Genomic DNA, 13087 nt, shown 5'->3' with positions numbered 1-13087 from the left:
CTCACCGCCAGAGCAGGAACGCGCCCACGAGGCCGGCGACCACGATGCCCGCCCGCAGCAGCGCGGCCGGCAGGCGGCGGCCGATGCGCGCCCCGACGTACCCGCCGACGACGGACCCGGAGGCGAGCAGCACGACTGCCCGCCAGTCGAGGTCGGCGGCGAAGACGAAGATGATGCTCGCGACGAGGTTGGCGGCCAGCACCGCGAGGGTCTTGAGGGCGTTGGCGACCCGGAAGGGCAGGTCGGTGCCGAGCCCGAGCACGGCCAGCATCATCACGCCGGACCCGGCGCCGAAGTAGCCGCCGTACACCCCGGTGATGGTGGCGAAGACCCCCGTGGCCGGCGACACGTGCAGCCGGTCGTCGGCCTCCTCGCCGCGACGCGAGCGGAGGCGGGCCGACAGCCGGGGCTGGGCGCCGACGAGCAGGCAGGTGCCCAGGATGAGCCACGGCACCACCCCCTCGAACACGGCGGCGGGGAGGGCCAGCAGCAGGACCGCGCCGACGACCGACCCGGCCGCGCAGGTGCCCAGCACGATCGTCGTGACGCGCGGGTGCTCGCGCAGCTCGGACCGGTAGCCCCACGACCCGCTCAGCGCGCCCGGCGTGAGGCCCACGGTGTTGGAGGCGTTGGCCACCACTGGCGGCAGGCCGACGGCGACCAGCACCGGGAAGCTCAGCAGGGAGGCGATCCCGACCGTCGAGGTGAGGACACCGGCGCCGAGCCCGGCCAGCAGCACGACGAGCTGCTCGAGTCCTGTCACGAGGCGGGCGTCACTCGGTCCGCAGCACGGCGACGTCGCTGACCATCTCGACGTGGGCGTGCATGGCGCGGTAGGCGGACTCCGGGTCGCCCGCGCGGATCGCGTCGGCGATGGCCCGGTGCCCGGCGAGGGAGTTGCGGGGCCGGTCCGGCTGGGACAGCGACTCGATGCGCGTCTCCCTGATGAGGTCGGCGATCTCGCCCATGAGGCGGGACAGCAGCATGCTGTGGGCCGCCGCGGTGACCGCGGCGTGGAAGTCCTCGTCGCCCTGCACGCCGCGGCCGCCGGCCTCGATGTCGGCCTCCATGGAGGCGAGGGCGTCCTCGATGCGCTGGAGGTCGGCCTCGGTACGCCGCTCGGCGGCGAGGCTGGCGATCTTGGTCTCCAGGGCGTCGCGGGTGTCGATGATCTCGGGCAGCCGGTTGGCGTGCGCGCGCACCGCCTCGACGATGCGGGACGGGCCCGGGGAGCTGGCGACCACGGTGCCGTCGCCGTGGCGGACGGCCACGGCGCCGATCACCTCGAGCGCGACCAGGGCCTGGCTCAGCGTGGCCCGGCTGACACCCAGGCGCGCCGCGAGCTCGCGCTCGGCTGGCAGCTTGTCGCCCGGCTGGAGGTCGTGCTCGGCGATCCACGACGAGATCTGCTGGGCGACCTGCTCGTAGAGGCGCACGCGGGCCAGCGGCGCGGGGAACGAGGCGTCGCGTGGCGGCGGCACGGAGCGGTCGGACATGCACCCAGCCTATTGACAGACGGCCAAGAGGGCTATTGGCTAGGCCACTGATCCAGACGTGACCCCCGTCACGACGTCGGTACGGGCCGGGATCGATGAGAAGGAGGGTCCTATGGGACCGGAGTGGGTGGCGATCCTCGCCTTGGTCGCCCTGTTCGTCGTGGGCACGTTGCTGCCCATCAACATGGGAGCACTGGCCTACGTCGCCGCCTGGCTGGTCGGCATGTACGCCTTGGACCTGGACGAGAAGGAGATTCTCGGCGGGGTCAGTGGTGACCTGATCCTGACCTTGATCGGTGTCACCTACCTCTTCGCCATCGCCCGCAACAACGGGACGGTCGACCTCATCGTGCGTACGGCGGTCAAGGCCGTCGGCGGGCGGGTCGCCCTGATCCCGTGGGTGATGTTCGCGGTGACCGCGGTCCTGACCGGCATCGGCGCCGTCAGCCCCGCCGCCTGCGCGATCATCGGCCCGATCGCGCTCGGCTTCGCCGGCCGCTACGGCATCAGCCCGCTGATGATGGGCATGTTCGTCGTCCACGGCGCCCAGGCCGGCGGCTTCTCGCCGATCTCCATCTACGGCGTCATCACCAACTCCGTCATGGTCGACGCCGGGCTGCCGTCCAGCGAGATCACCGTCTTCCTCGCCAGCCTCGTCGTCAACACCGTGATGGCCGCGATCCTCTTCGTGGTGCTGGGCGGCCGCAAGCTGATGGCGCTGCGCATCGACCCCGACCAGGAGGACACCCTCGACGCCGACCTGCACGGGGGTGGTGCGAGCGTGCCCGCTCGTGGGTTCGGCACCTCGACCGCGACCACGACGCAGTCGCTCGGCGTCAAGCGCGACCAGGTCCTGACCCTCATCGCCTTCGTCGGCGTGGCGACGGTGGCGCTGGTCTTCGACAAGAACATCGGCTTCGTCTCCATCACCGCCGCCGTCATCCTGGCGATGCTCGCCCCGCAGGAGCACAAGGACGCCGTCAAGCAGATCGCCTGGCCGACCGTGCTGCTCGTCGCCGGTGTCAGCACCTACGCCACGATCCTGACCACCGCCGGCTCCCCGGAGTTCGTCGGCAACTGGGCTGCCGGCCTCGGCGCGGTCGCGATCGGCGCGCTGGTGCTCTGCTACGTCGGCGGCGTCGTCTCGGCGTTCGCGTCCTCGACGGCCCTGCTGCCGGTCATCATCCCGATCGCGGTGCCGCTCATCGCGGACGGCGGCATCAACGCAGCCCTGTTCGTCGCCGCCCTCGCCGTGTCGTCGACGATCGTGGACGTGAGCCCGTTCTCCACCAACGGCGCGCTGATGCTGGCCAACAAGCCCGACTCGATCAGCGAGCCCGTCTACTACAAGCAGATCCTGACCTACGGCGTCATCGTCACGCTGGTCGGGCCGCTGGCCGTCTGGGCGGCCCTGGTCCTGCCGGGGTGGGGCTCGTGAGCGCCCCGCTCGCCGGGGTCCTGGTCGTCGACCTGACCCGCGCGCTGGCCGGTCCGCACGCCACGATGATGATGGGCGACCTCGGCGCCCGCGTCGTCAAGGTCGAGGCGCCCGGCCACGGGGACGACACCCGCGGGTGGGGGCCGCCCTTCGTGGGCGACGAGGACGACCGCCAGTCGACCTACTTCCTCTCGGCCAACCGCAACAAGGAGTCCATCGCCCTCGACCTCAAGGCCGAGGCCGACCGGGACGTGCTGCTCGGGCTGGTGGACCGGGCCGACGTGCTCGTGGAGAACTTCCGCACCGGCGTCCTCGATCGGCTCGGGCTCGGCATCGAGTCCCTGATGGAGCGCAACCCGCGCCTCGTGGTGCTCTCCATCACCGGCTTCGGCCACGACGGCCCCGAGGGCGGGCGCGCGGGCTACGACCAGATCGCGCAGGGCGAGGCGGGGCTGATGTCGCTGACCGGTTCCGGGCCCGACGACCCGCAGCGGGTCGGCGTACCGATCGGCGACCTGCTCGCCGGGATGTACGGCGCGTACGGCGTGCTGGCGGCGCTGCTCGAGCGGCAGTCCACCGGGCGCGGGCAGGTCGTGCGGACCTCCCTGCTGTCCGCGGTCGTGGGCGTGCACGCCTTCCAGGGCACGCGCTGGACGGTGGCCGGCGAGGTCGGGCGCGCGCAGGGCAACCACCACCCCTCGATCGCGCCGTACGGGCTCTTCCACTGCCGCGACGGGGCGGTGCAGATCGCCGTCGGCAGCGAGGGCCTGTGGCGCCGGCTGTGCGACGGGTTCGGCATCGACCCGGCCACGCCCGGGCTGGAGACCAACGGCGACCGCGTCGGCAACCGCGAGCGCACCATCGAGGTCATCGAGGCCGCCTTCGCCGACTGGGACGCCGAGGCGCTGCTGGCCCGGCTGGCCGAGGTCGGGGTGCCCGCCGGCAAGGTGCGGACCCTCGACGAGGTCTACGAGTGGGACCAGACGCGCAGCCAGGGGCTGCTCGTGGAGGTCGACCACCCGTCGCTCGGCGCGGTGACCCTGCCCGGTCCGCCGCTCCGGTTCTTCGGCGCCGACGGCGACGAGACCACGCACCGCGACCACGCCGCGCCGCCGCTGCTCGACCAGCACGGTGAGTCCCTGCGCCGGTGGCTGGAGGAGGGCTCGTGAGCACGGACCCGTCGACCGCCGCCCGGCGCCGCTGGGGCGCCGAGGAGCTGCTGGACCTCGTCCTCGACGAGGGCTCGTGGGAGTCCTGGGACCGGCCGATCGACATCAGCGGCCACTCCGAGGACTACCAGCGCGAGCTGCTGGCGGCCCGGGAGAAGGCCGGCACCGACGAGTCCGTGGTCACCGGGCGCGGCCTGGTGCGGGGGCGCCCGGTCGCAGTCGTGGCCAACGAGTTCCGCTTCCTGGCCGGCTCCATCGGACGTGACGCCGCCGGCCGGATCACCGCCGCGGTCCGCCGCGCCACCGCCGAGGGGCTCCCGCTGCTGGCCACCACCGCGTCGGGCGGCACCCGCATGCAGGAGGGCACGCCGGCCTTCGTGGAGATGGTCGAGATCACCCGGGCGATCGGCGTGCACCGGGCGGCCGGGCTGCCCTACCTGGTGCACCTGCGCCACCCCACGACCGGCGGCGTGTACGCCTCGTGGGGCTCGCTCGGGCACGTCACCGTCGCTGAGCCGGGGGCCCTGGTCGGCTTCCTCGGCCCCAAGGTCTACGAGGCGCTCAACGGTGAGCCCTTCCCTGCCGGGGTCCAGGAGGCCGAGAACCTCGCCGCCAAGGGCGTCATCGACGCGGTCGTGGCCGCCGAGCAGCTTCCCGAGCTGGTCGACCGCTCGCTGCGCGTCCTGCTCGACCCGCCCGAGGCGCCCTCGCTGCCGCGGCGTGACCCCACGGCGCTGACCACCCGGACCGCGTGGGAGTCGGTCGAGATCACCCGCCTGCCCGAGCGGGCCGGCGTGCGCGACCTGCTGCGGTACGGCGCCGCCGACACCCTGCGGCTGCGCGGCACCGACGAGGGCGAGCGCGACGAGACGATCATCGTGGCGCTGACCCGGCTCGACGGACAGCCCTGCGTGCTGGTCGGCCAGGACCGCACCCGCCAGCAGGAGGGCCTGACGATGGGGCCGGCCGCGCTGCGCGAGGCCCGGCGGGCGATGAACCTCGCCGAGGAGCTCGGGCTCCCGCTCGTCACCGTCATCGACACGCCGGGCGCGGAGCTCTCGGTGTCGGCCGAGGAGCGGGCGATGGCCGGGGAGATCGCCCGGTGCATCGCCACCATGACCAGCATGCGGGTGCCGACCGTGGCCGTGCTGCTCGGGCAGGGCTGTGGCGGCGGGGCGCTCGCGCTGCTGCCCGCGCAGCGGGTGATCGCGGCCCAGCACGCCTGGCTCTCGCCGCTCCCGCCCGAGGGTGCGAGCGTCATCGTGCACGGGGACACCTCGCGCGCGGAGGAGATGGCCACCCGCCAGCAGGTCCGGGCGCTCGACCTCGCCGCCAACGGGACGGTCCACCGGATCGTGCCCGAGCGCGAGGACGACGACGCCCAGCGGCTGGCGCGGGCCATCGGGGCCGAGTGCGCGGCGATGCTCGTCAGCCTCGGCCGGGGGCGCTGACCGGGCGGTCCCGTACCGCTGGGACACACCGACCGGGCACTTTCGTCGCGCTGGGAGGCGCCGACCGGGCACTTCCGTCGCGCTGGGAGGCGCCGACCGGGCGATCGCAGACCGGCTGGGGGTCGCCGGGCCCGGCCTGACGTCTGGGTGTGGCTTCGGTGTCACCTGGTGGCACCGAAGCCACACCCAAGCCGAGATCACCAAGGCTTGTAGACGACCTTCCACTTGGACCCGAGCTCGGCTCGCAGCCGCTCGACCAGACCCCGGGCGCGCTCGTCCATGACTCGGCCGGTCTCCATGTCGAACGCGGCCTCGGTGCCGTCCAGCTCGCACATGTCGTGTCCCCACATCGCCATGCCATCGATGAGCCCGTCGCTGAGGCCCAGCTCGCGGCGCAGCCACTCGGGCTCCTCGGGGAGCTTGCCCTCCTCGTCCCACAGTGGGACGTGAAGTGTGTAGTCCCACATGAAACGAATGACGTCCCCGCTGACCGAGCCCTCGTCCCATTCGTCCATGTGCCGATCCCACCACGAGCCGGAGAGGTCGTCCGACACTCACGCCGGTCGTGACAGCGGCCTGACGGGTCCACAGGGCGGATCACACGGGCCGCCATCTCCCGGCGGCCGGGGCGCGCTCGTCGTACAGCCAGGTGCCAGGAAGCGCCCGGTCGGCGCGGTCCAGCGGTCAGGGAGTGCCCGGTCGGCGGATTCCAGCGGTCAGGGAGTGCCCGGTCGGCGCGGTCCAGCGGTCAGGAAGGGGGGAGGTCGGTCAGGTGCGGGCGCTGGCGTAGCCGAGGGCGGCGGCGAGCCCGAGGGCGCTGCGGGGCTCGTACGCCGCACGCCACAGGCCGCCGTGCACGGCGGCGTACGCCTCGTCCTGCCACGGGTGCTCGTGCCGGGGCACGTCCGTGCTGAGGTCGTGGACGAGGAGCGCCGCCATCAGCGTGTTGGCGGTGTCCGGCTCGAAGACCTCGACGCCGAAGCGGTGGGCGCCGGCGAACGCGGCTGCGAGGGCACGGTTCTTGACCACCGACAGGGTCCGGGTCGACGGCGCGACGTGGAAGGACACCAGCTGCCCGTCGCGCCGGGCGACCGAGGCGCGCCAGCGCTGGATGCGCTTGGCCAGGGCGTAGTTGGGGCCCTGCACCGGCACGATCGCGTCGCTGATGCCCGGGTCGGCGGCCGGCGGGTAGGCGCGGTGCAGCAGCCGCCCCCGGGTGGCCCAGCGCAGCGGGCGGCCCACCAGCTTGGCCGTGCCGGAGCGCTCCCGGTAGGCGCGGGTCGAGTGCTCGACGGCCTCGTGGGGGACCGCGAAGGCATCGGTCGGCGTGGCCAGGAACGCCAGCGCGGTGTCCTGACGCACGCCCGTCACCCGGGTCGCGAGGACGTCGGCCGCGGCGGCGACCCGCACGTGCGTGCCGCCGTCGGCGTAGAGGTAGTTGCCCAGCACGAGCCGGCCCTCGAGGCTCCCCAGCCAGTCGGCGACCTCGGGCACCTCGGCGAGCAGGTCGGCACCCCAGGTGCCCTCGCCGGCACCGTCGCCCGAGGGGGCAGCGTCGACGGGGACGAGCAGCCGGCCGGCGCCGGCGCGGGCGGTGCGCGCCACCCGCTGCCACAGCGCCTCACGCGGGAGGTCCACAGCGGCGACGGTCGCGCCCCAGCGCAGCAGGGCGGCCAGCGGGCCCATCTCGGCCCCCGCGCCGAGCACGGCGACGGTGCGGCCGGGCAGCGCCAGCCACTCGGGGTGGCCGATGACCTCCCGGACGGCCGCGGCCGCTGACGGCTCCATCACGCCGCGCGCCACCCACTCGTCGAGCTGGGCGCGGAGGTCGGCGCCATGCAGCTCGCGACCCCGGTAGGGGATCACCAGATCGACCTGCGGCTCGGCGGTGCCTACGACCTCGTGGGTGCGCAGCGTCCTGGTCGCCGGGGCCGAGGTGAGGGAGTCGAGGGGCTCGTCGCGGTCGTCGTCGTCGGTGACGATGAGGGTGCGGCGCACGGCGTCCAGGCCGGCCTCGGCGATCGACAGCCATGCCTCGGGGCTGGCGACGCCCGCCTCGACCAGTCGGCGGAAGTGCAGCACGTAGCCGGTGCGCCAGGCGGTGTCCTGCTCGGCGCCCAGGGCGCCCACGGGGTCGACCGGGCGCAGGGCCTCGGCCACGATCGTGCGGCCGGCGCGGGTGGTGCTGCGGCGGCCCTCGGCGTCGGCGGGGAAGGAGACTCCGTGCGTCATGGGTCCCATCATGGAGGCACCCGGGGGGTCGCCGTCAGGTGTGGGGGGCCTCCTCGAGGGGATCCGTGACCCGCTGCAGCTGCTCGCGCGGCGGCTGGGGGCGCTGGCGCCCGAGCTCGCCACCGATGCGGCCGTAGTGCGGGCGGCCGTGGTCGGCGTACTCCTCGCGCAGGAACGCCAGGATCCGCGTCGGGCCGTGGGCGCTCGACCCGAGCTCGACGCGGGTGGAGGAGCGCAGGATCGCGCTGGAGACCCGCCGGCCGTGCACGCGCACCACGGCGTCGCCGACCGCGTGCACGACGAACTCGTCCGCGTCGTCGTGGACCACCTCGGCGTGGAGAGCCGCCAGGCCGGGCAGCACGACGTCGCAGGCGGGGTCGGAGCCGATCGTCGTGAGGTCCTCCTGCAGCCAGTGGACCGGGTGGCTGGTGCGGGTGATGCCGGGTCCGGGGCGCTCCACGAGACGCGGCAGGCCGCCGCGGGCCGGGTCGTGGGTGGTGGTCACCCGCCGCACCGGGCGCCGCAGGAAGGTGGGGGCCACGGGGTAGGGCGTGGAGGGAGGCAGCAGGCCGGGTCCGGGCAGCGTCGACCCGTCGCTGCGCAGGCGTCCGCGACCGGCCGAGACCACGCCGCGGATGCCGGCCACCCGCATGTGCGGGCTCCGGGTGAAGGGCCGCTGCCACCACGGGCAGCGGACGTCTCCCAGCGAGAGCAGTGGCACGTCGTCCGCGTCCCGGACCTGCACCGAGAGGCCGAGGTCGGCCAGCTCGGCGGCGATCAGGCGCAGGCCGGCCGCGTCGGCGCCGCCGGCGAAGGCCGCGGGATCGCTCACCCGGAGCGTGAGCGCGCTGCCCTGCCCCGTGAGCGATCCCGTGACCGGGGCGCGGCCCTCGGTGTCGACGCGGAAGCAGACGTCCGCGTCGACCCGGGTCCGCAGCCTGGTCACGCCGCCTCCGGTCCGGGACCACGGGTCGTGTCGTCCTCGCTGGAGATGCGCAGGGTGCCGTCGATCTTCCAGGTCGCCCGGGGCGCCCGGGGGCCGGTGTCGCGCGGGACCTCGACGGACATGTCGACGAACTGGTAGTTGATCGCGGCGCGGCGGCCGGTCAGGAACGACCACATCTCGCGGCCGAGGTCGCTCCAGTCGACGACGGCGTCGGCGCGGAAGTCGGGCTGCTGCTGCTGAACCATGGGATCCTCCTGGGTATCAGAGTGTCCAGAAAACCTGGACACAGACTTCAACAGGTTGTTGAGGTATGGTTCGAGTATGAGCACGCTCACCGCGACATCGCAAGGGTCCGCCGCCGACACCCTCCCCGGCCTGACGATCGGCGACCTGGCGCGCCACGCCGGGGTCACGCCCGAGCTGATCCGCGCCTGGGAGAAGCGGTTCGGGTTCCCCGAGCCGGTCAGGCTGCCCAGCGGCCACCGCCGCTACACCGACGCGGACGCGCGCGCGGTCCGCCGCGTCGTGGAGGAGCGTGACCGCGGCCTGCGCCTCGAGGAGGCGATCGCCACGACGCGTCGCGCCGGCGGCTCGTCGGAGAGCGGCTCGGTGTACGCCGAGCTCGCGCGCCGGCACCCGGGGCTGGCGTCGTACACCCTGACCAAGCGCACGCTGCTCGCGCTGTCGTGGGCCATCGAGGACGAGGCCGTCGCCCAGGCGGCCAGCGGGGTGCTGCTGGGCACCTTCCAGCGGGGCCGCTACTACGGGCACTCGCAGCGGAGGTGGGAGGAGCTGGCCCGCACCGCCGAGTCCGCGGTGGCGATGGCCGACTTCGAGGCGCACGACGACGCGGGACGTCCGGCGACGGTCGCGCTGCCGGACGACTCGCCGATGCTGCGCGAGTGGGTCGTGGTGCACGACGCCCCCGACTTCGGGGTCGCGCTGGTGGCCTTCGAGCTGCCCGGGCACGGCGGCACCCAGGACGAGCGTCCCTTCGAGGCGCTCTGGTCGGTCGACGGCCGGGTGGTGCGTGACGCCGCCCTGCTCACGGCCGGCGTCGGGGCGGCCGCCGGATCGGAGGCCTCCCGCCGCGTCCTGGCCGACCTCGAGGGACGCGCGGCGCTGCCGAGCACGTCGCCCGGGGCGACGGCCGCCGTCTTCAACCGGATGGTGGCCTACACCGACGGCACCGCCCTGCGCGCCCGCCGCGGCTGAGGCGGGAGGCAGCAGGCCCCGGGCGGTCCACCGCGCGCGCCGTAGGGTCGGGACCATGCAGACACGCACTCTCGGACACCACCAGGTCGGCGCGATCGGCCTGGGCCTGATGACCTTCGACCAGACCGGCGCACAGCCGCGCCAGCAGCTCCTCGACACCGTGACCGCGGCGCTCGACGCCGGGGTCACCCTCTTCGACACCGCGGACGCCTACGGCCCCGGCGACGACAAGGGCGCCGACGCGCAGGGTCAGAACGAGCGCCTCGTCGCCGGGCTGCTCGACGAGCTCGGCGTCCGGGACCGGGTGGTCCTGGCGACCAAGGGCGGCCACGTCCGGACCGAGGGCGGCGGGTGGGCCACCGACAGCTCGCCCGAGCACCTGCGCGCCGCCGTCGACGACAGCCTCCGCCGCCTCGGAGTCGAGCAGATCGCGCTGTGGCAGCACCACCGTCCCGACCCCGCCGTGCCGTACGACGACGTCATCGGCACGCTGAAGGAGATCGCGGGCAGCGGCAAGGTCGCCGCCATCGGGCTCTCCAACGCCGACCCCCACCAGATCCGGGCGGCCCACGCGGTGCTCGGTGACGCGCTGGTGAGCGTGCAGAACCAGTTCAGCCCCAAGTTCCGGAGCAGCCGTCCGGAGATCGACGTCTGCGAGGAGCTCGGGCTGGCCTTCCTGCCGTGGAGCCCGCTCGGCGGCCTCGCCGACGCCAAGGAGCTCTCCGACAAGCACCCGGCCTTCGCCGAGGTCGCCCGGGCCCGCGGGGTCAGCGCCCAGCAGGTCGCGCTCGCGTGGGAGCTCGCCCAGTCGCCCTGCGTCATCCCCATCCCGGGGGCCAAGCGGCCGCAGTCGATCCAGGACTCCGCCGCCGCGGCGGACCTCGAGCTGTCCGACGAGGAGCTCGCGCGGCTCGACGCCTGAGCCGCGCGACCCGCGACGACCCGGGACGGCCGCGTCCCGGGTCGTCGTACGTCCGGGGCCCGGTCCGTGGACAAGGTGTGGCGCCAGTCACACGGGCCGTGGCATGCTCGTCACCCCGTGAGAGCGCTTCCACACCCCCCGAAGGATGTCCCGTGCCACGAGTCCCACGCCTGCCCCTACCCCTGTCCGTGCGGTTCACCGCCCGCCCCGGCCGGACCCTCCGGGTCGCCGCGGCACTGCTCGCCGTCGGCCTGGTGACGGCCACCGCGCCCGCCCTGGCCGCCCAGGAGCCCGCGCCGGCCAACGCCCCCACCACTGCCGAGGCGAGCACGACCGAGGCCCCCGACCTCGGCAGCCGCGTCGTGGTCTTCGACCCGTCCATGCCGGTCGCGGAGATCCGCGCCAAGGCCGACGCGATCCACGCCGCGCAGGTCGACGACGAGATGGGCACCGAGCGCTGGAGCCTGCTCTTCAAGCCGGGCACCTACGGCACCGACGCCGAGCCGCTGCAGATCAAGGTCGGCTACTACACCGAGGTCGCCGGCCTCGGCGCCTCGCCCTCGGACACCGTCATCAACGGCAAGGTCGAGGTCTACAACCGCTGCCTGACCGACGCGCCGACCCAGCCCTACTGCGTCGCGCTCAACAACTTCTGGCGCTCGATGTCCAACCTCACCATCCAGGTCAACGGCGCCGGCCAGGACGGCTGCCGCGCCACGGCCAACTTCTGGGCCGTCTCCCAGGCCGCGTCCCTGCGTCGCGTGGACGTCCGCGGCGGCACCCTCTCGCTGATGGACTACTGCACCGCGGGTCCGCAGTACGCCAGCGGCGGCTACCTGGCCAACTCCAGGGCCGGCGAGATCATCAACGGGTCGCAGCAGCAGTGGATCACCCGCAACTCCGAGGTCGGCAACTGGTCCAACGGCGTCTGGAACCAGGTCTTCGCCGGCACCGTGGGCGCTCCGTCGGAGGAGGGCTTCCCCACCCCGCCGTACACGACCCTCGACACCACGCCGGTGAGCCGCGAGAAGCCGTTCCTCTTCGTGGACGCCGACGGTGAGTGGCGGGTGCGCGTGCCCGACGCGCGCACGGACTCCCGCGGCACCGACTGGACCGAGGGCACGGCAGGGGGCACGGCCGAGGGCCGCAGCCTGCCGCTGTCGGACTTCCACGTCGCGAGCCCGGCCGACCCCGCCCGCGAGCTGGCCTCGCAGCTGGCCCGCGGCAAGCACCTGCTCCTCACCCCGGGCGTCTACGACGTGGACCGCAGCCTCGTCGTACGTCGCGACGACGCGGTCGTGCTCGGCATGGGCCACGCCACCCTGACCGCCGTCGGTGGGGCAGTGCCGCTCGTCGTGGGCCAGCAGGCCGACCGCGTCGTGGTCGCGGGCGTCACCATCGACGCCGGCACGGTCTCCTCTCCCGCGCTCATGCGGATCGAGGAGCAGCGGCCCGCGCGCCGTGACGCGGGACCCACCCCCAGCACGACGCTCAACGACGTCTACTTCCGCGTCGGCGGGCCCCACATCGGCAAGGCCGACGTGTCGCTGCGCATCGACGCCGACGACGTCCTCATCGACCACGCCTGGGTCTGGCGCGCCGACCACGGGGTCGAGGGCTTCACCGCCGGGGTGGCCGGCGACACCGACCGGTGGCGCACCAACACCGGCCGCGTCGGCGTCGTCGTCAACGGCGACCGCGTGCGGGCGACCGGCCTGTTCGTGGAGCACTACCAGGAGCACAACACGATCTGGAACGGCGAGGACGGCGAGGTCGTGCTCTACCAGAACGAGCTGCCCTACGACCCGCCCACGCAGGCCGACTGGACCCGGCCCGACGGCACGCTCGGCTGGTCGGGCTACAAGGTCGCCGACGACGTGCAGCGCCACCAGCTCTACGGCGGCGGGGTCTACGTCTACAACCGCAACGACCCTTCGATCGTGACCGAGCGCGGCTTCGAGGTGCCCACCCGCGACGGGGTCCGGCTCCACCACCTGCTCACGGTCAACCTCGAGGCGGGGGCGATCGAGCACGTGGTCAACGACGTCGGCGACCGCGTCGACAGCGACGCCCCGGGCGTGCCGAGCTACGTGGTGGACTACCCGCTGCCCTGACCGGCCGGTCCCGAACGACACCACCGGCGGCGAGTCCTTGCGGGGGCTCGCCGCCGGTTGGCGTCGTCCGTAGGCTCGCGGACATGGATCGACCACGAAGTCCC

The 13087-nt window shown here is 74.0% G+C and carries 12 protein-coding genes; 6 read left to right on the top strand and 6 right to left on the bottom strand.

Going from position 1 to position 13087, the window contains the following annotated elements; translation table 11 throughout:
• Position 1 precedes the first annotated feature (1 nt).
• Both DAI17_RS20485 and DAI17_RS20480 read right to left on the bottom strand, forming a co-directional pair.
• Positions 2-763, bottom strand: coding sequence for a sulfite exporter TauE/SafE family protein (locus DAI17_RS20485; protein ID WP_107775101.1), 762 nt, complete (start codon positions 761-763; stop codon positions 2-4).
• A 10-nt stretch (positions 764-773) separates the two neighbouring features.
• Positions 774-1496 carry a FadR/GntR family transcriptional regulator gene (locus DAI17_RS20480; RefSeq protein WP_107775100.1) on the bottom strand — a complete coding sequence of 241 codons (723 nt, stop codon included), beginning with the start codon at positions 1494-1496 and terminating at the stop codon, positions 774-776.
• 112 nt (positions 1497-1608) lie between these two features.
• Between DAI17_RS20480 and DAI17_RS20475 the strand changes: the two genes are divergently transcribed.
• Genes DAI17_RS20475 through DAI17_RS20465 form a run of 3 tightly spaced genes read left to right on the top strand, consistent with a single transcriptional unit; the run spans position 1609 to position 5554 of the window.
• Complete coding sequence (locus DAI17_RS20475; RefSeq protein WP_107775099.1) at positions 1609-2934, top strand: SLC13 family permease; 1326 nt, start codon at positions 1609-1611, stop codon at positions 2932-2934.
• Positions 2931-4103, top strand: a complete 1173-nt coding sequence (locus tag DAI17_RS20470) for a CaiB/BaiF CoA transferase family protein (RefSeq protein WP_107775119.1) — start codon at positions 2931-2933, stop codon at positions 4101-4103. Before DAI17_RS20475 ends, DAI17_RS20470 begins: the two co-directional genes overlap by 4 nt.
• Positions 4100-5554, top strand: coding sequence for a carboxyl transferase domain-containing protein (locus tag DAI17_RS20465; protein ID WP_107775098.1), 1455 nt, complete (start codon positions 4100-4102; stop codon positions 5552-5554). The genes DAI17_RS20470 and DAI17_RS20465 overlap by 4 nt, the downstream gene beginning before the upstream one ends.
• Positions 5555-5751: 197 nt before the next feature.
• Here DAI17_RS20465 and DAI17_RS20460 read toward each other — a convergent pair whose 3' ends face one another.
• The 4 genes from DAI17_RS20460 to DAI17_RS20445 all read right to left on the bottom strand — a co-directional run bounded on the left by DAI17_RS20460 (position 5752) and on the right by DAI17_RS20445 (position 8977).
• Complete coding sequence (locus DAI17_RS20460; protein WP_159081690.1) at positions 5752-6069, bottom strand: hypothetical protein; 318 nt, start codon at positions 6067-6069, stop codon at positions 5752-5754.
• Between the two features lie 253 nt (positions 6070-6322).
• Positions 6323-7786, bottom strand: coding sequence for a hypothetical protein (locus tag DAI17_RS20455; RefSeq protein ID WP_107775096.1), 1464 nt, complete (start codon positions 7784-7786; stop codon positions 6323-6325).
• A 34-nt stretch (positions 7787-7820) separates the two neighbouring features.
• Positions 7821-8732 (bottom strand): FHA domain-containing protein, encoded by a 912-nt coding sequence (locus DAI17_RS21135; RefSeq protein ID WP_159081689.1) that lies wholly within the window; start codon positions 8730-8732, stop codon positions 7821-7823.
• Positions 8729-8977, bottom strand: coding sequence for a hypothetical protein (locus DAI17_RS20445; RefSeq protein WP_107775095.1), 249 nt, complete (start codon positions 8975-8977; stop codon positions 8729-8731). The genes DAI17_RS21135 and DAI17_RS20445 overlap by 4 nt, the downstream gene beginning before the upstream one ends.
• Positions 8978-9053: 76 nt before the next feature.
• Between DAI17_RS20445 and DAI17_RS20440 the strand changes: the two genes are divergently transcribed.
• From DAI17_RS20440 to DAI17_RS20430, 3 genes are all read left to right on the top strand, one after another.
• Complete coding sequence (locus DAI17_RS20440) at positions 9054-9947, top strand: DICT sensory domain-containing protein (protein ID WP_159081688.1); 894 nt, start codon at positions 9054-9056, stop codon at positions 9945-9947.
• A 55-nt stretch (positions 9948-10002) separates the two neighbouring features.
• On the top strand, positions 10003-10869 hold the full coding sequence (locus DAI17_RS20435) for an aldo/keto reductase (RefSeq protein WP_107775093.1): 867 nt from the start codon (positions 10003-10005) through the stop codon (positions 10867-10869).
• A 152-nt stretch (positions 10870-11021) separates the two neighbouring features.
• Positions 11022-12983, top strand: a complete 1962-nt coding sequence (locus tag DAI17_RS20430; RefSeq protein WP_199905240.1) for a pectate lyase family protein — start codon at positions 11022-11024, stop codon at positions 12981-12983.
• Positions 12984-13087 lie beyond the last annotated feature (104 nt).

It is taken from the genome of Nocardioides sediminis (assembly GCF_003047295.1).
In the GTDB taxonomy this organism is placed as follows: Bacteria; Actinomycetota; Actinomycetes; order Propionibacteriales; family Nocardioidaceae; genus Nocardioides; species Nocardioides sediminis.
The sequence above is the reverse complement of the archived record's forward strand: the minus strand, read 5'-3'. Positions and strand labels throughout refer to the sequence as shown.

Coding starts and splice junctions, on each gene's coding strand:
- DAI17_RS20455 (WP_107775096.1), bottom strand. CDS start 7,786: ATGACGCACGGAGTCTCCTTCCCCGCCGACGCCGAGGGCCGCCGCAGC.
- DAI17_RS20480 (WP_107775100.1), bottom strand. CDS start 1,496: ATGTCCGACCGCTCCGTGCCGCCGCCACGCGACGCCTCGTTCCCCGCG.
- DAI17_RS20475 (WP_107775099.1), top strand. CDS start 1,609: ATGGGACCGGAGTGGGTGGCGATCCTCGCCTTGGTCGCCCTGTTCGTC.
- DAI17_RS20435 (WP_107775093.1), top strand. CDS start 10,003: ATGCAGACACGCACTCTCGGACACCACCAGGTCGGCGCGATCGGCCTG.
- DAI17_RS20460 (WP_159081690.1), bottom strand. CDS start 6,069: ATGGACGAATGGGACGAGGGCTCGGTCAGCGGGGACGTCATTCGTTTC.
- DAI17_RS20445 (WP_107775095.1), bottom strand. CDS start 8,977: ATGGTTCAGCAGCAGCAGCCCGACTTCCGCGCCGACGCCGTCGTCGAC.
- DAI17_RS20440 (WP_159081688.1), top strand. CDS start 9,054: ATGAGCACGCTCACCGCGACATCGCAAGGGTCCGCCGCCGACACCCTC.